Raw genomic sequence first — 17337 nt, 5'->3', positions numbered from 1 at the left:
GCGCAGCATAGCCAGCGCGGGCGCTGCCGTGCGGAATCTTGCCGCTCAGGCCATGGCCAGCGCGGCCACCGAGCGCGCCACGCTCACGGCCGCCAGTGCCACCAGCAGGTTCAGCACATGCCGGCGGAACTGCGCGGGCGACACGCCCTTGAACGAGCGCTGGCCCCACCAGATGCCGGCCAGCATCGCGGGCGCGAGCCACAGCGCCCACTTCAGCGTGCCGGCCCCGAGCAGGTGGCCCGACGCGGCATGCGCGGCCGCGGGCATGAGCGCGGCGCTTGCGAGCGACACCACGTCGCTGAAGAGCAGCAGCGCGATCATGGTGGCGCGCAGGGCGGCCGGCGCCATCGCGGTGGTGCTCAGCAGCACCGCAATGGCAATGCCGCCGATGGCCGCCACGCCGTTGATGAAGCCCGAGGCCAGCCCGGCCGCGAAGCGCACCGCGCGCGTGGGCACCAGCGTGGCACGCGTTCCCGCGCGCAGCAGCAAGGCGGCGGCCATCAGCAGCGCGCCGATCAGCAGGCGCAGCGGCGTCTCGGGCAGCCAGGCCAGCAGCGCGACACCGAGCGGAATGAACAGCAGGTTGCCCAGCATCAGCCAGCCGAGCCAGGGCATGTCGACATCGCGTGCAATGCCGCGCAGCTGGCTCAGGCTCGCGAGGATCTCGAGCATGAAGATGGCCGGCACCACGAGCGCGGGCGACACCACCAGCGAGAGCCCCGCCACCGTGACGGCCGAGAAGCCGAAGCCCGCAAAGCCCCGCACCACGCCGGCCGCGAACACCACGCACAGGCTGTAGGCGAGCAGCGCCGGCGCCAGCGGCGGCACCAGCAGTTCCGCCAACGTCATAGGTCGAAAAGCGGCAGCAGCTTCAGCCGTTGCACCTTTCCGGAAGGCCCGCGCGGCAGGTCCGTGACAAAGCGGTAGTGGCCCGGTGCCTTGTAGCGGCCGAGCGCCTCGGCGCTGAAGGCGCGCAGTTCGTCTTCGGTGCAGGCGCAGCCGTCGCGCAGCACGATGCACACGCCGATCTCCTGGCCGTAGTGGCGGTCGGGCACGCCCACCGCCGCGGCCTCGAGCACCGCAGGGTGCCGCAGCAGCGCCTCGTCGATCTCGCGCGGCGCGATGTTCTCGCCGCCCTTGATGATCAGTTCCTTGATGCGGCCGGTCACGAAGAAGAAGCCATCGGCATCGCGGTGGCCGAGGTCGCCGGTGCGCAGCCATCCGTCGGGCGTGAAGCTCGCGCGCGTGGCTTCCTCGTTCTTGTAGTAGCCGCGCATCACGTTGGGGCCGCGGATGGCCAGCTCGCCGGTGCTGCCGTCGGGCACCTCGGCCAGCGCGGCATCGATGACGCGCGCCTCGCAACCCGAGGCACGGCCCACCGAGCCGAGCTTGCGCAGCGCGGGATCGAGCGGGTTCGAAAAAGACGGTGCCGCGGTTTCGGTGAGGCCCATGGTCTCGACGATGCCGATGCCGAACTTCTGCTCGAAGGCACGGTGATGCTCCGGCGGCAGCGCGGCCGATGCCGAGCGGCAGAAGCGGATGGCAGCGGTCTGCGCGGGCGGCGGCTCCTCGCCTTCGAGCAGGTACGAGATCATGGTGGGCACCACGTTGATCCAGCTGCACCGCGTGTCCGCCGCCTGCTGCCAGAAGCGCCCGGCCGAGAACTTCGGCGGCATCGCGAGGCTGCCGCCATGGGCGAGCGGCGCGAGCATGGTCACGGCGAAGGCGTTGATGTGATAGAGCGGCAGCACGGCCAGCACGCGGTCGGCGGGCTGCAGCGCATGCTCGGCGCTGATCGCATGCGCGTTGGCCGCGAGGTTGCCTTGCGTGAGCATCACGCCCTTGGGCATGCCGGTGGTGCCCGAGGTGTACATCAGCAGGGCCACGTCGCCGGCGGCGGGCGGCGCAGCCTCATGCAGGGGCTCCGCCTGCGCCTCCTGCGCTTCGCCCGGCAGCGCATCGGCGTCGGGGCTCGCCACCAGCAGCTCGACCGGGCGGCCGATGCCATCGAGCATCGCGCGCACGCGTGCTTCCCATTCGGGCGCGACGCACACCACGCGGCAATCCGAATGCGCGAGCACATAGCGCATCTGCTCGGGCTGCGACAGCAGGTTGACCGGGTTCACGCACAGGCCGCCATGCATGGCGCCGAGCAGCAGGCGCAGCGTCTGCAGGCCGTTGGGCATGACCACCGACACCGTATCGCCCGGCCGCGCGCCATGCGCGTGCAGCACCGCCGCCACCGTACGGCAGCCACGCGCGAGCTCGCCAAAGCCGATGCTCTTGCGCCCACCCTCGGTGGAAAGCGCATACACCGCCTGCGGCCGTGCCGCCGCCTGCAGCTCGATCAGCTCATGAACGGTGGAGGCCGCCACGTTCAGCTTGCACCGTATTCGGCGAAGTAGGCGCCGAAGATGTCGTCCTCGCTGGGCACCCGCTCCGGAATCGGCCGCGACACGCGCGTGATGTTCAGGTAGTGCCGATAGTTCATGTTGTCGGAGAAGTTGTTCTTGCCCCAGGTGCCGCAGCCCATCGACAGCGAGAACGGCAGGCCGTTGTCGAAGCTGCCGCCGGTGGCGATGCAGTGCGCCTGGTCGACGATCACGCGCGACACCGGCAGCGTGAGGCCGAGCCTCAACGCGCGCTCGGGCACCGTGCTGTGCAGGCCGACCGAATGGCCCGCGCCTTCGTAGGCATAGATGCGCTCGACCGTGGCGGCAGCCTCGTCGAAATCGCGTGCCGAATAGATCGCGAGCACCGGGCTCAGCTTCTCGCCCGAGAACGGATGCGCGTGGCCCACGCCGTCCTCGGCCACCATGAGGACGCGCGGGTCCCTCGCCGCAATGGCCAGCCAGCCCTCGCGGTTGGCGCCATCGAGGGCCGCCGCGCGCTCGGCGATCACGCGCGCCGACTGGCCGATGACGGCGGCGGAGAGCTTGCCATCCGGCCACATCAGCGACTGCAGCGTGGCCTTCTGCGCGGCCGCGAGCATGAACGCGCCGCGGTCCTTCAGCGCCGAGAGCATCTGCGCGCGCACCGCGTCCACGATCACCAGGCTGTTCTCCGACGAGCAGCTGGTCGCGTTGTCGAAGGTCTTGGAAAGCAGGATGCGGTCGGCCGCCGCGTTCACGTCGGCCGTTTCGTCGACGATGCCCGCCACGTTGCCCGCGCCCACGCCGAAGGCCGGCGTGCCGCTGGCATAGGCCGCGCGCACGTTGGCCTGCGAGCCGGTGGCCACCACCAGGTCGCACAGGCGCATCAGCTCGGCCGTCGATTGCTTGTTGACCGGCGAGGGCAGCAGCTGCACCAGGTCGCGCGGCGCGCCGATGCGGTCGAACTGCGCATGGATGAACTCGATCAGCCGCGCCGCCGTCGACCAGCCCTTGGGCGAGGGCGCGACGATGACCGCGTTGCGCCCCTTGAGCGCATTGATGATCTTGTTGGCCGGCGTGGCGCCCGGGTTGGTGGACGGCGTGACCGCGCACACCACGCCCACGGGCCGCGCAATCTCGATGATGCCGCGCGCCGGGTCTTCCGAAATGACGCCCACCGAGCGCGCACCGCGCAGGTCGCGCAGCAGGCCGAAGGTCTTGCGGTGGTTCTTGCGCACCTTGTCGGGGGCATTGCCCACGCCGGTGTCGGCCACCGCCAGTTCGGCCAGCTCGCGGTTGCGCGCCGGCTCGATGATGGCCCAGCCCGCGGCCACCACGGCGGTGTCGACCTGTGCCTGCGACCAGGTTTCGTAGATGCGCTGCGCGGCGCGGGCGCGCGCCACCAGTTCGGCGATGGGGGAGGAGGGGGAATGTTCCATAGTCGTCATCTTTGCCTTGCGTATTCAGTCGGGGAACACCGCGGAACCGGCTTTGCCGGGCCGCTGGTGTTGCCCCCGGTAGGGGGTGGGAGAAGCGACACGAAGTGCGCGGAGCCTGGGGGCGAGCTCTAGTCCACCTTGATGCTGGCTTCTTTTGCGAGCTTCTGCCAGCGCACGAGTTCCGTGGTCACCACCTTGCCCAATTGCTCCGGCGTGCCGCCGACGCCTTCGCTGCCCTGCGCCAGCAGCTTGTCGCGGATCTCCGGTTCCTTGACCACCGTGTTGATGACGCGGTTGAGCTTGTCGATGGTGGGCTGCGGCGTCTTCGCGGGCACGAACACCGCGTACCAGGAGTCGACGTCGAAATCGGCAATGCCCGCCTCCTGCATCGTGGGCACGTCGGGGAAGGCGGCGCTGCGCTTGGTGGTCGACACCGCCAGCGCCTTGAGCTTGCCGGCCTTCACGAACTGCGCGGCCGCGGGAATCGACACCCAGAGCAGCGGTACCTGCCCGCCCATCACGTCGGTCACGGCCGGGCCGCCGCCGCGGTAGGGGATGTGCGTCATCTGGGTGCCGGTGCGCAGCTTCAGCAGCTCGCCCGCCAGGTGCCCGGGCGAGCCGTTGCCCACCGAGGCGAAGGAAAGCGAGCCCGGCTTGGCCTTGGCGAGCGCCACCAGCTCGGCCACCGTGTTGGGCGCGAACTGCGTGTTGGCCACCAGGATCTGCGGCAGCGAGGCGACCAGGCCCACGGGCGCGAAGTCTTTCGCGGTGTCGAACGAAAGCTTGGTGTAGATCGCCGGGTTGATGGTGTGCGAGGACAGCGTGAACAGCACCGTGTAGCCGTCGGGCGGGGCCTTGGCCACGATCTCGGTGCCGATGGAGCCGGCCGCGCCGCCGCGGTTGTCGATGAGCACCTGCTGGCCGAGCAGCGACGAGAAGCGCTCCTGCACGATGCGCGCGATCACGTCGGTGCCGCCGCCGGGCGGGTACGGAACGACGAGCCGGATCGGCTTGTTCGGATAGTCGGTGCCGTTTTGCGCCTGCACGGCAAAGGGCAGAGCCAGGGTGGCCGCGGCCAGCAGCGCAGCGCGCAGCCAGGGGGCGGGGAACAACAGGTTCATTCGAGTCTCCTTCTCCTTGTGGTGGATGCCGACAGCGGCGTCGCGGGCACCGGGCTTGCCCGGTAGCCGAGCGTGACGCTCGCGTCGCGCGCGCAGGCCATGAGGCGGTCGGCCAGTCCGCGCGCCTGCGTCCGCGCGAAGCGGATCGAGGGCACGCTCATGCCGACGGCCGCAACCGCTTCGCCGCGCGCGTTGAACACCGGCACGCCCAGACCGCAGACGCCCAGGCGCCATTCCTCGCGGTTTTCCGCATAGCCGCGAACGCGCGTGCGTTCGAGTTCCGAGAGAAGGGCATCGAAGCTGGTGATGCTGTTCTTGGTGTGCGCCGCGAGCGTGCCGAGCCGCTCGTGCAGCGCGGAAAGGTCCGGCCCGGCCGCGGCGAGCAGGGCCTTGCCCGAGGCCACGCAATACGCGGCCGCCCGGCCGCCGATGCGCGAATAGGCGGCCACGGGCAGGGGGCTGTCGAACTTGTCGAGGTAGACGATCTCGGCGCCGTCGAGCACCGCAAGGTGGATGGTCTCGCCGGTCTGCTGCGCCAGCGCCGCAAGGTGCGGCCGCAGCAGCGAACCCATGTCGGTGGCTTCGGAAACCAGTGCGCCGAGCTCGAACAGGCGCAGGCTCGGACGGTAGGCGCTGGTGTCGGGGTCCTGCACGGCCCAGCCGCACTCGACCAGGGTCTGCAGCGTGCGGTGCGCGTTGCTGCGTGCCATGCCGAAGGCCTGGGCGAGGTCGGTGACGCGGCAGTCGCGCTGTTGCCGCGTCATCCATTCGATGGCGGCAAGGCCTTTGGCGAGGGTGGAATCCATGAGGCTTTTGGTGTTCCAAATATTGGAACGTTGTTCCTGGATGTGAGACGCGATGTTTGGACTGATCGGTTGTTTTGTCAATCGGGGACTTGGATGTAGTTCTAAATGTTTCGGTTTTTTCAGGGCGCGTGCACAGATCACCGGGTACTCCCCTCCGCGAATGTCCCCCGGCCTGCGGCCTCCTCCTTGTACCGGGACTTCTCGCGCAGTCAAGCACGGGTTTGGGTTGGTTTTTCTACCAAGCTGTATCGCTTGCGAGGCATTGAGGATCGAGGCGCAACGAAACGAGGAACAGACTGCACATCTACCGACGGTCTTGTTGCACTGGCACGTGGCCGTGCGGACCCAGATACGAACCGCTCAGCGGGGCTCCATTCATTTCTCGTGATGCCCACTACAACCGGCATCACCAAGGAGGAGTCGAGCTTGCCCGCTGCCGGTCTGACCTGTTCATTGCATCTTCGAACTCACGTCTGGCAAGCAAATAAACAACAACAAAGGGTATCCGAACGGCTGGCGCTACGTCGCGATCACCGCGACGATGACGCCTGGTGGTTTGGTACTGACGTGGTGCGCATCGAAGGGCCGGCCCCGTGCGAACACGGCCCACAGAATGCGTGCGTTCTTGTTGGCCAACGCCACCACGGCCTTCTGCCAGCCGCAGCGCTCGCGCAAGGCCTGCACCCAGCGCGAGATCGGGTCGTCGCGCCTGTGCGCCGTCAGCACTATCGACTTGGCCCCCTGGATCAGCAGCGTGCGCAGGTACGCGTCGCCGCGCTTGGTGATGCGCCCCAGGTTGTTCTTGCCCCCGCTGGAGTTCTGTCGGGGCGTCAGGCCCAGCCAGGCGCCGAACTGTGCACCGTTCTTGAATTGCTTGAAGTCGCCCACGGTTGCCACCACCGCGGAGGCCGTGACCGGTCCCACGCCCAGCAACTGCTCGGCCTGGCGCACCTGCTCGCTGGCCTTGCCGTGCGCGGCAATGCGCTCGTCGCACCAGCGCAGGTGCGCATCGAGTTCCTGCCACTGTGCATACGCTCTGTGCAGCGCCAGCCGGGCAAGGCCGCCGAGTTCATTGCCAGCGTCTTCCATCACATCGGGAAGAACCTGGCGCAGCGCCTCGGGGCTTTGGGCGAACACCAGCCCGAACTCCGCCAGCAGGCCCCGAATGCGGTTGATGCAGGCGGTGCGGTCTGCCTTGACGCCCTCGCGCAGGCGGTGAATGCACAGCATGCTTTGCTGCTCCACGCTCTTGATCGGCACGAAGTGCATGTGCGGGCGCGAGGCGGCCTCGCAGATGGCGGCAGCATCGTTGGCGTCGTTCTTGCCGCTCTTGCCCTGCAGGCGATAGGCCACGACGTGCGCGGCGGCGATGATGCGGGCATCCAGCCCCAGGGCGAGCAGCTTGCGCGCCCAGTAATGCGCACTGGAGCTGGCCTCCATGGCGACCAGGCAGCCCGCGGGCAATTGCGCGCACCAAGCCAGGAATTTAGCGCGCGGCAATGCACGCCCCGTAACGCGCACGCCGGCCGCGTTGACCGCAAAAACCTCAATGACGTGCTTTGCCAGATCGATGCCGACTCGGGTAATCTCGTTCATGGGGCTTCTCCTTCCAAAGGTTTCAGATTGACTTCGCAAATCAATCTTGGCACTCGATGCCGTGACCAGGAAGCGAGAAGTCCCTTCGCATTCATTTCGCTGCGGGGAGCACCCGATGCTCTGTGCACAAGGGCACGCTCTGGGTGCACAGCTGATCAACGACTGCTCTGTCCAACGCTCCCGCTGATGGGGTGCCTTGCGCAGCGAAATCAAGGGGGAGGCCGCAGGCCGGAGGACATTCGCGGAGCAAGGTACCCCGTCGGCGGGAGCGCCGCCCTGAACAGCAGCGCTCAGCTAGCCTCAGCGCCGATGCCGCCCCGCCATCAAGTCGATCACTTCGCGGAAGATGGTGTTACCGGCAGAGGCAGCAAGGTCCAGCACATGGCTACGGCTGTAGTACGGACTCAGATCGAGCCCGACACCAATGCCCGCGATCTCGATGTCGCGCCGCTGCTCCTGCCGCGCCACCACGTCGCGCAGGTGGTGGTCGAGATAGTGCGCATCGTTCGCCAGGTGCGTCGCGCTGTCCATCGGCGAGCCGTCGGAAATCACCAGCAGCAACTTGCGCGCCTCCGGCCGCTCGCGCAGGCGCGTGCAGGCCCAGTCGACCGCTTCGCCGTCGATGCCCTCGCGGAACAGGTCGGCCTTCAGCAGCGCCGCCATCGCGGGGCGTGCGCGGCGCCAGGGCGTGGCGGCGGCCTTGAAGACGATGTGGCAGCGCTCGTTGAGGCGGCCTGGGTGAGGCGGCCTGCCGGCACGCACCCACTCGCGCTGCGCACGGCCGCCATTCCAGGCGCCGGTGGTGAAGCCCAGCACTTCGCTGGCCGCGCCGGCCTGCTCCAGCGCGCGCGCGAACACGTCGGCCATCATCGCGACCGATTCGGCATGCTCCTTCATCGAACCCGAGCAGTCGATCAGGAACGTCACCATGCAGTCGGCCACCGGCTCGAGGCGCTCGGTGCGGAACAGCCGGCGCTCGGTCGGCGAGGCCACCAGCTGCGCGAGCCGGCGGCCGTCGACCAAGCCTTCTTCCTGGCCGCTGTCCCAACCGTCGCGCGTGGGGTCGGCGAGCAGGGCACGCAGTTCGCGGGCCAGGCGCGCGATGTTCACGCCCTGCGCGGCGATGCGGCGGTCGAGCTTTTCGCGGTGGCCGGCGAGCACTTCCCTGCGCGCGAGCGCGGCGGCGTCGTGTTCGCGGTCGTAGGCGGCGGTGAAGACGCGGTAGGCGCCGCCCGCGCCGTCGAGCACCGCGCTGCGGCCCGACTCGGCGGTGGTGAAGCGTTCGATGATCTCGCGGTCCATGTCGGCGACCAGCATGAACACGCTGCGCTTGTCGTCCACATGCGGGTCGCGTGCGTCGCTGCTGTCTTCGCCGGCCTCGTGCAGCATCGCGGCGACGGTGCGCGCGATGGCGAGTGCGTGCACGGCGTAGGCGGCCTGGTCGGCGCGGTCGCGGCGCAGGCCTGCGAGCGCGTGGCCGATCAGCGGCGCAAGGTGAAAGCGCGTGGCTTCGAGCATGTCTTCGGTTTCTTCCACCACCTGCTGGCCGCTCACGCGGGCGCGGCAGATCTGCGCCACGGCATAGAGCAGCAGGCCGCGCGCGGTGTCGGTCAGGCCCGAATGGTGGAAGGCGAGCGACCACTGCTCATGGCGGTGCCGCAGGTTGCGGCGCATGCCCGCCATGATCTCGGGCGCCATGGCTTCGGCGCGGAACTGCTCGAGCATCTCGAACAGCATGCGCTCGACCGGTTCTTCGGGCCGCAGGCTTTCGTGCAGCGCGGCATCGGACACCGTGAGCCGCAGCGCCAACCCATCGGCCACGCCGCGGAAGGAGGCGAAGTCGTCGGTCTCGGGCGAAGGGTGCAGGTGCGGCGCGAACCACGGCAGCGCCACGCGGCCGCGGTGCAGCCGCCGTCCGCGAAAGTGCAGGTCGCGCTCGCCGCAGAAGGCGCGCACCACGCCTGCGCAGAGTTCGGCGACCTGCTCCTCCTGCCGCACGCGGCGCTGCACGGCGCTCGCGGGCATGTCGGTCATTCTTGCGAGCCCGGCGACAGCTGGTGCGACTCCTTCAGTTCCTGGTCGAAGCAGCGCTGGAAATATTCGGCCACGAGCGGCCGCTCCGCGTCGTCGCACTTGTTGACGAAGGACAGGCGAAACGCCAGCGCCGGGTCCTTGAAGATCTCGACGTTCTCGGCCCAGGTGATCACGGTGCGCGGCGACATCAGCGTGGAGAGGTCGCCCGCGGCGAAGCCCTTGCGCGTGAGATCGGCCACGGCCACCATCGATGCGACCAGCCGGCGCCCCGCATCGCCGGCGAGCGAAGGCACGCGCGCCTGCACGATCGCGATCTCTTCATCGGCCGGCAGGTAGTTGAGCGAGGCCACGATGTTCCAGCGGTCGATCTGCGCATGGTTGAGCCGCTGCGCGCCGTGGTACAGGCCGTTGAGGTTGCCCAGGCCGACCGTGTTGGCGGTGGCGAAGAGGCGGAAGAAGGGGTGCGGGTGCAGCACCCGGTTCTGGTCCATCAGCGTGAACTTGCCGCCCTGTTCCAGGATGCGCTGGATCACGAACATCACGTCGGGCCGGCCCGCGTCGTACTCGTCGAACACCAGCGCCACCGGCCGCTGCAGCGACCACGGCACGATGCCTTCCTGGAACTCGGTGACCTGTTTTCCTTCGCGCAGCACCACCGCGTCCTTGCCCACGAGGTCGAGCCGGCTGATGTGGCCGTCGAGGTTCAGCCGCACGCAGGGCCAGTTCAACCGCGCCGCCACCTGCTCGATGTGGGTCGACTTGCCGGTGCCGTGCAGCCCCTGCACCATCACGCGCCGGTCGCGCATGAAGCCCGCAAGGATGGCGAGCGTCACGTCGGGATTGAAGCGGTAGACGGCATCGACTTCGGGCACGTGGTCGTCGCGTTCGCTGAAGGCGGGCACCTGAAGCTCGGTGTCGATGCCGAACACCTCGCGCACGCTCAGCATGCGGTCGGGCCGAAGGTCTGCGATGTCGGTCACGATGGGTTTTCCATAAATGGAGTGGATCAGGCCTGCGCGCGGCTGGTGGTGCCCGCGTCGGCATCGATGCGGCTCAGCGCCTCGGCAGCACGCTGCAATGCCGGCAGCAGCGCCTTCGCCTTCGCGGCATCGAGCCGCATGACCGGCGCCTGCACCGCGATGCACAGGTTCGAGGGGCCGTCGTCGCCCGAAGGCACCAGCGCCGCAATGCACAGCAGGCCGGGCAGGAACTCTTCGTTGTCGATGGCGTAGCCGTCCTTGCGCACGCGCTGCACTTCCTTTTCGAGCGCGTCGGGGTCGGTGAGCGTGCGGGGCGTGTAGGGCTCCAGCGGCGCGTTGGAGAGCAGGCGGCGGCGCTGCGCTGCGCTCATCTGCGCGAGAAAGATCTTGCCGCTGGCCGAGCAGTGCACCGGCACGCGCGAGCCCGAGTGCAGGTAGAAGCGCAGCGGCGCGGCGGTTTCCACGCGGTCGAGGTACACCACCTCGCTGCCCGAGAGCGCGGTGAGGTTGCAGCTCTCGCCGATTTCTTCCACCAGTTGACGCAGCACCGTATGGCGTGCACCGTGGAGGCTGTCGTTGAGCAGCAGGTTCTCGGCCAGCCGCCGCAGCCGCGTACCGATGCCGTAGTGGCGGCCGTCGCCCTCGCGCTGCAGCAGGCCTGCGCCTTCGAGCTGCTGGAGCATGCGGTGCAGGGTGGGCTTGGGCATGCCGGTCTCTTCCACCAGGCCCTGCAGCGAGTAGCGCTGGTCCTTGGCGGCCATGACTTCGAGCAGTCCGAACAGGCGCATGGTGGGTGTGTCGCCCGGCGCCGGCTCCAGGGTTTCGGGCGTGGGCCCCTTGACGATCTTCATGGGCCGGATCATAGTCTTTTTACAAAAAACAAGACAAGACGTACCGGTTTTTGTAAATTGTTTGACGCCAAGGACTTGCCGTCCTATATTCCGCCGGAGAGAAATCGGAACAACCCGTTCCGGCTTTTGAAACCCGCCGACCGCCCCATTCCCTTCAGGAGACGCCTTCCATGAGCCAGAAGCAACCCGCCGCACCCACCCGCGAAGCCGTCGCCGGCGTGCAGAAGATGACGCCCTCCGAGGCCTTCGTCGAAACCATGGTCGCCAACGGCGTGACCGACATCTTCGGCATCATGGGCTCGGCCTTCATGGACGCGATGGACATCTTCGCGCCCGCCGGCATCCGCCTGATCCCGGTGGTGCACGAGCAGGGCGGCGCCCACATGGCCGACGGCTATGCGCGCGTGTCGGGCCGCCACGGCGTGGTGATCGGCCAGAACGGCCCCGGCATCAGCAACTGCGTGACGGCCATCGCGGCCGCCTACTGGGCGCACAGCCCGGTCGTGATGATCACGCCCGAGACCGGCACCATGGGCATGGGCCTGGGCGGCTTCCAGGAAGCCAACCAGCTGCCGATGTTCCAGGAGTTCACCAAGTACCAGGGCCATGTGAACAACCCCAAGCGCATGGCCGAGTACACGGCGCGCTGCTTCGACCGCGCCATCTCCGAGATGGGCCCGACGCAGCTCAACATCCCGCGCGACTATTTCTATGGCGAGATCACCACCGAGATCCCGAAGCCCATGCGCGTGGAGCGCGGCGCGGGCGGCGAGAACAGCTTGAATGCGGCCGTCGAGCTGCTGGCCTCGGCCAAGTTTCCGGTCATCCTCTCGGGCGGCGGCGTGGTGATGGGCGATGCGGTCGAAGAGTGCAAGGCGCTGGCCGAGCGCCTGGGCGCGCCCGTGGCCAACGGCTACCTGCGCAACGACTCGTTCCCCGCGAGCCATCCGCTCGCCGCGGGCCCGCTCGGCTACCAGGGTTCCAAGGCCGCAATGAAGCTGATCGCGCAGGCCGACGTGGTGCTGGCGCTCGGCTCGCGCATGGGCCCCTTCGGCACCTTGCCGCAGCACGGCATGGACTACTGGCCGAAGGACGCGAAGATCATCCAGGTGGAAGCCGACCACACCAACCTGGGCCTCGTGAAGAAGATCACCGTCGGCATCCACGGCGATGCCAAGGCCACCGCCAATGAGCTGCTCAAGCGCCTGCAGGGCAAGACCCTGGCCTGCGATGCCACCAAGGCCCAGCGCGCCGAAAAGATCAAGGCCGAAAAAGCCGCATGGGAAAAGGAGCTCGACGAGTGGACCCACGAGCGCGACCAATTCAGCCTCGACGCCATCGAAGAGGCCAAGGGCGAGAAGACGCCCACCGGCGGCACCTACCTGCATCCGCGCCAGGTGCTGCGCGAGCTCGAGAAGGCCATGCCGCCGCGCGTGATGGTCTCCACCGACATCGGCAACATCAACGCCATTGCCAACAGCTACCTGCGCTTCGAGGAGCCGAGGAGCTTCTTCGCGCCGATGAGCTTCGGCAACTGCGGCTACTCGCTGCCGACCATGATCGGCGCCAAGTGCGCGGCGCCCGACCGTCCGGCCGTGGCCTATGCCGGCGACGGCGCCTGGGGCATGAGCATGGTCGAGATCATGACCGCCGTGCGGCATGACATCCCGGTGACGGCCGTGGTCTTCCACAACCGCCAGTGGGGCGCCGAGAAGAAGAACCAGGTCGACTTCTACAACCGCCGCTTCGTCGCGGGCGAGCTCGAGAGCGAGAGCTTCGCGGGCATTGCCAAGGCCATGGGCGCCGAGGGCATCGTGGTCGACCGGCTCGAGGACGTGGGCCCGGCACTGAAGAAGGCCATCGACATGCAGATGAACCAGAAGAAGACCTGCGTGATCGAGATCATGTGCACCCGCGAGCTCGGCGATCCATTCCGCCGCGATGCGCTGTCCAAGCCGGTGCGCTTCCTCGACAAGTACAAGGACTACGTCTGACCGATTCGCTGTTCACCCTCAACGCCGGGTCGTCGTCGATCAAGGTGGCGCTGTTCGAGGCGCCGGCCGAGGGCGGTGCGCTGCCTGCCGCCCGCTGGTCGGGCCAGGCCGATGGCCTGGGCGCGGGGCTGAAGGCGCGGCTGCGCGTGCGCGATGCCGACGGGCGCACGCTGCACGACGCGGCGCTGGAAGGCGACAGCCGCTCGCACCAGGGCGCGCTGGCCGCGCTGCTCGAATGGCATGCACAACAAGGCGACGGCGGCCGCATCGCGGCGGTCGGCCATCGCATCGTGCATGGCGGCGCGAACTTCGTGGCGCCGGTGCGCATCGACGATGCGGTGCTGGCCGAACTGGCTGCGCTCGAGCCGCTTGCGCCGCTGCACCAGCCGCACAACCTCGCGGGCGTGCGCGCGGCCATGAAGGCTTTCGACGGCGTGCCGCAGGTGGCGTGCTTCGACACCGCCTTTCATGCCAGCCAGCCCGATGTGAACCGCCGCTTCGCGCTGCCGCGCGCGCTGCACGATGCAGGCGTGCGGCGCTACGGCTTCCACGGCCTGTCCTACGAATCGATCGTGACGCAGTTCGCGCAACTGGCGCCGCAGCTGGCACGGCAGCGCGTGATCGTCGCGCACCTGGGCAACGGCGCATCGATGTGCGGCATGGCCGAGGGCCGATCGGTGGCCACGACGATGAGCTTCTCGCCGCTCGACGGCCTCACCATGGGCACGCGCTGCGGGCACCTCGATGCGGCCGTGGTGCTGTATTTGATGCGCTCGCAGGGCATGTCGGCGGACGATGTCGAGAAGCTGCTGTTCCGCGAGTCGGGCCTGCTGGGGCTCTCGGGAATTTCCAGCGACATGCGCGAGTTGGAGGCTTCGGCTGCGCCCGCTGCCGCCGAAGCCATCACGCATTTCATCGAGCAGGTGGTGCAGCACGTGGGCAGCCTGGCTGCGGCGCTGCGCGGCGTGGATGCCATCGTGTTCACCGGCGGCATCGGCGAGAACGCCGCCGCGCTGCGCGAGCGCATCCTTCTGCAGTGCGGCTGGCTCGGCCTTCGCGTCGATGCGGAGGCGAACCGCGCAGGGCATGCGCGGCTCACCACGCCCGGGAGCACCGTCAGCGCCTGGGTGCTGCGCACCGACGAAGAGGCCGTGATCGCGCGGCACACCGCGCGGCTGCTGCGGCTCAGCCAGGCTGGATAGCCGCCGCCTTGATGACGTGCGCCCAGCGCGCGATCTCGTCAGCCAGGAACGCTCCAAAGCGGTCCGGCCCGCGCGCATCGATCACGAAGCCCTGCTGGCGCATGCGTTCATCGAGGCCGGGTTGCGCGAGGATCTTCACCACCTCCGCGCCCAGCTTCTGCACCGCGGCATCGGGCATGCCGGCCGGCGCCATCATGCCGGTCCAGTTCTCGACCTGCAGCGCGGGCATGCCGGCTTCGGCGGTGGTCGGCACATCGGGCAGCAAGGGGTAGCGGGTCTTGCTTGCGATGGCGAGCGCGCGCAGCTTGCCGCCCTTCACATGCGCAATCGACTCCGGGATGTTCGAGAACACCACGTCGAGCTGGCCGCCGATGAGGTCGGTGATGCACGGAGCGCCGCCCTTGTAGGGCACGTGCTGGATGTTGGACTTGTTGAGGTCGTTGAAGAGCGCGAGCGTCAGGTGGGGCGGCGTGCCGTTGCCGCTGGAGCCGGCATTGAGCTTGCGCTCCTTCGCCGCCTCGACGAGGCCCTTCATGTCCTGGATGGGGCTGGCCACGGGCACCACGATCAGCATCGGGCTGCCGGCCAGCAGCGCCACCGGCCGCAGGTCCTTCTGGAAGCTGAACGGCGACTTCGGAAACAGCGTGACGTTGGCCGCGTGCGTCAGCGTGACCGCGAGCAGCGTGTTGCCGTCGGGCGGCGCCTTGGCCACCAGGTCGGCGCCGATCTGCCCGTTGCCGCCGGGCCGGTTGTCCACCAGCACGTTGACCTTCCAGCGCTCGCCCAGCTGCTGGCCGATCTGCCGCGCCATCACGTCCGTCAGGCCGCCCGGCGGAAAGGGCACCACGTAGCGCAGCGTGGTGTCCGGCTTGGGGTAGTCGCCGCCCTGCGCGCGGGCCAGCATCGGCATGAGCGTGCCCAGCGATCCCGCCGCAGCCAGGGCGGTGGTTCCCTGCATCCATTCGCGTCGTTTCATCGTGTTGTCTCCTGTTGTTGTGTGGGTCGTGGCGCCTAGCGTCGCCACTGCGCGAGCAGCGCCTCGGGCACCTCGATGCCCTCTGCCTCGGCGCGCAGCCGCAGTTCCTCGCGCCGCGCGCCGGGCAGGCGCACGCCGTCGTCGCGCAGCATCTCGGCCACCAGCACCTCGACGCGGTCGAGGTAGCCCGCAGATCCCGCGAGCGCGCCGGGGTCGATGACGATGAAGGCCTGGCCGATGCGTGGCCGGTTGCCGGCGTCCTCGAAGAAGCTCGACGCTTCGAAGCCGAACTGTGCACCGATCAGCGCCGTCACCAGCAACTCGACCACCAGCGCCAGCATCGCGCCCTTGGGGCTGGTGGCCGCGCCAATGGGCAGCATCGAGCCTTCGAGCGCAGCCTGTGCATCGGTGGTCGGCTGGCCGTTGCGGTCGACGGCCCAGCCGATCGGTATGGCCTTGCCTTGCTTCGCGGCCACCATGACCTTGCCGCGCGCCACTTCCGAAAGGCTCAGGTCGATGGCGAGCGGCAGCGCATCGCGGCGCGGGAACATCGCCGCCACCGGATTGGTGCCGAAGATCGGATGGCGCCCGCCGGCCGCCGGCATCGCGGCCGGCGAGTTGGCAAAGCCGAGCCCGACCATGCCGGCTTCGGCCACCGGCCGCAAATGGTCGACCACCACGCCGCAATGGTGGCTGTCCGTGACGCCCGCAATCGCAATGCCGAAGTCGCGCGCGCGGCCGATGGCCTCGGCAACGGCCATCTCGCAGGCAGCGAAGGCCAGGCCCTCGTGCGCATCGACCAGCGCGGCCGCGCCTTTCTGGCGGCGCAGCGCCGGCATGGCATTGCCATTCACCCGGCCATTGCGCAGGTGCGTGGCGTACTGGGCCACGCGGGAGAGGCCGTGCGAGCCCAGGCCCTGCGCCTCGGCCAGCACCAGGGCGCGTGCGGCGGCCGCCGCCATTGCCTCGTTCGCGCCGGCCGCGCGCAAGGCCGCGGCCACGGCGCTCCGCGCTTTCTCAAGACTCAGCATCGTCATGGTTCCAGCGCCTCCAGCACCTTCTGTGCAATGAGGCTGCTCACGCGCTCGTTCGACTCGGCCGTCACGCCCGCGATGTGCGGTGTCAGCAGCAGATTGGGGCAGCCCTCGAAATGCGGGCTGGCCGCGAGCGGCTCGGCCTCGAACACATCGAGCGCCGCACCGCCGAGCCGGCCTTCGCGCAGCGCAAGCGCCACGGCGGCTTCGTCGACGATGCCGCCGCGCGAGGTGTTGACCAGCACCGCGCCGCCCTTCATGGCCGCGATGCGCGGCGCATGGAAGAGGTTGCGCGTGCCGTCCACCAGCGGCAGGTGCAGGCTCACCACGTCGGCCTGTGCCACCAGTGCATCGAGGCCCAGCGGCTGCGTGCCCGTGGCGGCGAAGGCGGGGTGGCTGCCGTCCATCATGGCGTCGAAGGCCACCGTGCGCATGCCGAGCGCCTGCGCAAGCCGCGCCGTCAGCTGCCCGATGGCACCGAAGCCGACCAGCCCGAGCGTCTTGCCCGCGAGCTCGCGCCCGTTCGACAGCGCATTGCGCGGCCAGCGCCCCGCGGCCACCGCGGCGGTGGAGCCGTAGGCGCCGCGCAGCAGCAGCATGGCGCTCGCGATCACGTACTCGGCCACGCTCAGTGCATTGGCGCCCGTGGCCGGAATCACCCGGATGCCGCGTGCTTCGCAGCCCGCCACGTCGATGTTGTCCAGGCCCACGCCCAGCCGGCCCACCACCGTGCACTGCGTGAGTGCATCCAGCAGTTCGCCGCGCACCTGCGTGCGGTTGCGCACGATGAGCGCATGGGCCCACTTCGCTTCCTTGTAGAGCCGGGCGCCGTCGTCCACCAGCGCCACGTCGTAGAGAACGTCGTGCCGCTCGCGCAACTGCGCAACCGCGGCGGCGTCCATGAACTCCGCAATCACTATCCGCTTCATGAT

General features: G+C 68.9%; 14 protein-coding genes. 2 read left to right on the top strand and 12 right to left on the bottom strand.

Going from position 1 to position 17337, the window contains the following annotated elements:
* Positions 1–45: 45 nt before the first annotated feature.
* The 9 genes from ACAM58_RS18635 to ACAM58_RS18595 all read right to left on the bottom strand — a co-directional run bounded on the left by ACAM58_RS18635 (position 46) and on the right by ACAM58_RS18595 (position 11211).
* Entirely contained in the window at positions 46–849 is an 804-nt protein-coding gene (locus tag ACAM58_RS18635) for a sulfite exporter TauE/SafE family protein (RefSeq protein ID WP_369663258.1), read from the bottom strand.
* Positions 846–2375 carry an AMP-binding protein gene (locus ACAM58_RS18630; protein ID WP_369663257.1) on the bottom strand — a complete coding sequence of 510 codons (1530 nt, stop codon included), beginning with the start codon at positions 2373–2375 and terminating at the stop codon, positions 846–848. The genes ACAM58_RS18635 and ACAM58_RS18630 overlap by 4 nt, the downstream gene beginning before the upstream one ends.
* Before the next feature lie 2 nt (positions 2376–2377).
* Positions 2378–3811, bottom strand: coding sequence for an aldehyde dehydrogenase family protein (locus ACAM58_RS18625; protein WP_369663256.1), 1434 nt, complete (start codon positions 3809–3811; stop codon positions 2378–2380).
* A 128-nt stretch (positions 3812–3939) separates the two neighbouring features.
* Positions 3940–4932: a tripartite tricarboxylate transporter substrate binding protein gene (locus ACAM58_RS18620; RefSeq protein ID WP_369663255.1), complete on the bottom strand. Its 993-nt coding sequence runs from the start codon at positions 4930–4932 to the stop codon at positions 3940–3942.
* Positions 4929–5738: an IclR family transcriptional regulator gene (locus ACAM58_RS18615; protein WP_369663254.1), complete on the bottom strand. Its 810-nt coding sequence runs from the start codon at positions 5736–5738 to the stop codon at positions 4929–4931. The genes ACAM58_RS18620 and ACAM58_RS18615 overlap by 4 nt, the downstream gene beginning before the upstream one ends.
* Before the next feature lie 519 nt (positions 5739–6257).
* Positions 6258–7334 carry an IS110 family transposase gene (locus tag ACAM58_RS18610; RefSeq protein ID WP_027730205.1) on the bottom strand — a complete coding sequence of 359 codons (1077 nt, stop codon included), beginning with the start codon at positions 7332–7334 and terminating at the stop codon, positions 6258–6260.
* A gap of 300 nt (positions 7335–7634) precedes the next feature.
* Positions 7635–9368, bottom strand: a complete 1734-nt coding sequence (locus ACAM58_RS18605; RefSeq protein WP_369663253.1) for a cobalt chelatase — start codon at positions 9366–9368, stop codon at positions 7635–7637.
* On the bottom strand, positions 9365–10348 hold the full coding sequence (locus tag ACAM58_RS18600) for an AAA family ATPase (protein ID WP_369663252.1): 984 nt from the start codon (positions 10346–10348) through the stop codon (positions 9365–9367). Before ACAM58_RS18600 ends, ACAM58_RS18605 begins: the two co-directional genes overlap by 4 nt.
* A 26-nt stretch (positions 10349–10374) precedes the next feature.
* Positions 10375–11211, bottom strand: a complete 837-nt coding sequence (locus ACAM58_RS18595) for an IclR family transcriptional regulator (protein ID WP_015866602.1) — start codon at positions 11209–11211, stop codon at positions 10375–10377.
* A 158-nt stretch (positions 11212–11369) separates the two neighbouring features.
* Between ACAM58_RS18595 and xsc the strand changes: the two genes are divergently transcribed.
* Together xsc and ACAM58_RS18585 are read left to right on the top strand one after the other, a co-directional pair.
* Positions 11370–13193, top strand: coding sequence for a sulfoacetaldehyde acetyltransferase (xsc, locus tag ACAM58_RS18590; RefSeq protein WP_369663251.1), 1824 nt, complete (start codon positions 11370–11372; stop codon positions 13191–13193).
* The gene (locus ACAM58_RS18585; protein ID WP_369664499.1) at positions 13190–14395 is read left to right on the top strand and encodes an acetate/propionate family kinase; all 1206 of its coding nucleotides are present in this window, start codon (positions 13190–13192) and stop codon (positions 14393–14395) included. Before xsc ends, ACAM58_RS18585 begins: the two co-directional genes overlap by 4 nt.
* Here the strand turns inward: ACAM58_RS18585 and ACAM58_RS18580 are convergent.
* From ACAM58_RS18580 to ACAM58_RS18570, 3 genes are read right to left on the bottom strand one after another with little or no spacing between them, the layout of a single operon-like run.
* Positions 14379–15371, bottom strand: coding sequence for a Bug family tripartite tricarboxylate transporter substrate binding protein (locus tag ACAM58_RS18580; protein WP_369663250.1), 993 nt, complete (start codon positions 15369–15371; stop codon positions 14379–14381). The two genes, ACAM58_RS18585 and ACAM58_RS18580, sit on opposite strands and share 17 nt — an antisense overlap.
* A 35-nt stretch (positions 15372–15406) precedes the next feature.
* On the bottom strand, positions 15407–16408 hold the full coding sequence (locus ACAM58_RS18575) for an Ldh family oxidoreductase (protein WP_369663249.1): 1002 nt from the start codon (positions 16406–16408) through the stop codon (positions 15407–15409).
* Complete coding sequence (locus ACAM58_RS18570; protein WP_244883735.1) at positions 16405–17334, bottom strand: hydroxyacid dehydrogenase; 930 nt, start codon at positions 17332–17334, stop codon at positions 16405–16407. Before ACAM58_RS18570 ends, ACAM58_RS18575 begins: the two co-directional genes overlap by 4 nt.
* Positions 17335–17337 lie beyond the last annotated feature (3 nt).

It is taken from the genome of Variovorax sp. V116 (assembly GCF_041154435.1).
Lineage (GTDB): Bacteria > Pseudomonadota > Gammaproteobacteria > Burkholderiales > Burkholderiaceae_C > Variovorax > Variovorax paradoxus.
The sequence above is the reverse complement of the archived record's forward strand: the minus strand, read 5'-3'. Positions and strand labels throughout refer to the sequence as shown.

Excerpts from the sequence above, each read along its gene's own strand:
- ACAM58_RS18635 (WP_369663258.1), bottom strand. The coding sequence starts at position 849 with ATGACGTTGGCGGAACTGCTGGTGCCGCCGCTGGCGCCGGCGCTGCTC.
- ACAM58_RS18625 (WP_369663256.1), bottom strand. The coding sequence starts at position 3,811 with ATGGAACATTCCCCCTCCTCCCCCATCGCCGAACTGGTGGCGCGCGCC.
- ACAM58_RS18620 (WP_369663255.1), bottom strand. The coding sequence starts at position 4,932 with ATGAACCTGTTGTTCCCCGCCCCCTGGCTGCGCGCTGCGCTGCTGGCC.
- ACAM58_RS18615 (WP_369663254.1), bottom strand. The coding sequence starts at position 5,738 with ATGGATTCCACCCTCGCCAAAGGCCTTGCCGCCATCGAATGGATGACG.
- ACAM58_RS18610 (WP_027730205.1), bottom strand. The coding sequence starts at position 7,334 with ATGAACGAGATTACCCGAGTCGGCATCGATCTGGCAAAGCACGTCATT.
- ACAM58_RS18605 (WP_369663253.1), bottom strand. The coding sequence starts at position 9,368 with ATGACCGACATGCCCGCGAGCGCCGTGCAGCGCCGCGTGCGGCAGGAG.
- ACAM58_RS18595 (WP_015866602.1), bottom strand. The coding sequence starts at position 11,211 with ATGATCCGGCCCATGAAGATCGTCAAGGGGCCCACGCCCGAAACCCTG.
- xsc (WP_369663251.1), top strand. The coding sequence starts at position 11,370 with ATGAGCCAGAAGCAACCCGCCGCACCCACCCGCGAAGCCGTCGCCGGC.
- ACAM58_RS18580 (WP_369663250.1), bottom strand. The coding sequence starts at position 15,371 with ATGAAACGACGCGAATGGATGCAGGGAACCACCGCCCTGGCTGCGGCG.
- ACAM58_RS18575 (WP_369663249.1), bottom strand. The coding sequence starts at position 16,408 with ATGACGATGCTGAGTCTTGAGAAAGCGCGGAGCGCCGTGGCCGCGGCC.
- ACAM58_RS18570 (WP_244883735.1), bottom strand. The coding sequence starts at position 17,334 with ATGAAGCGGATAGTGATTGCGGAGTTCATGGACGCCGCCGCGGTTGCG.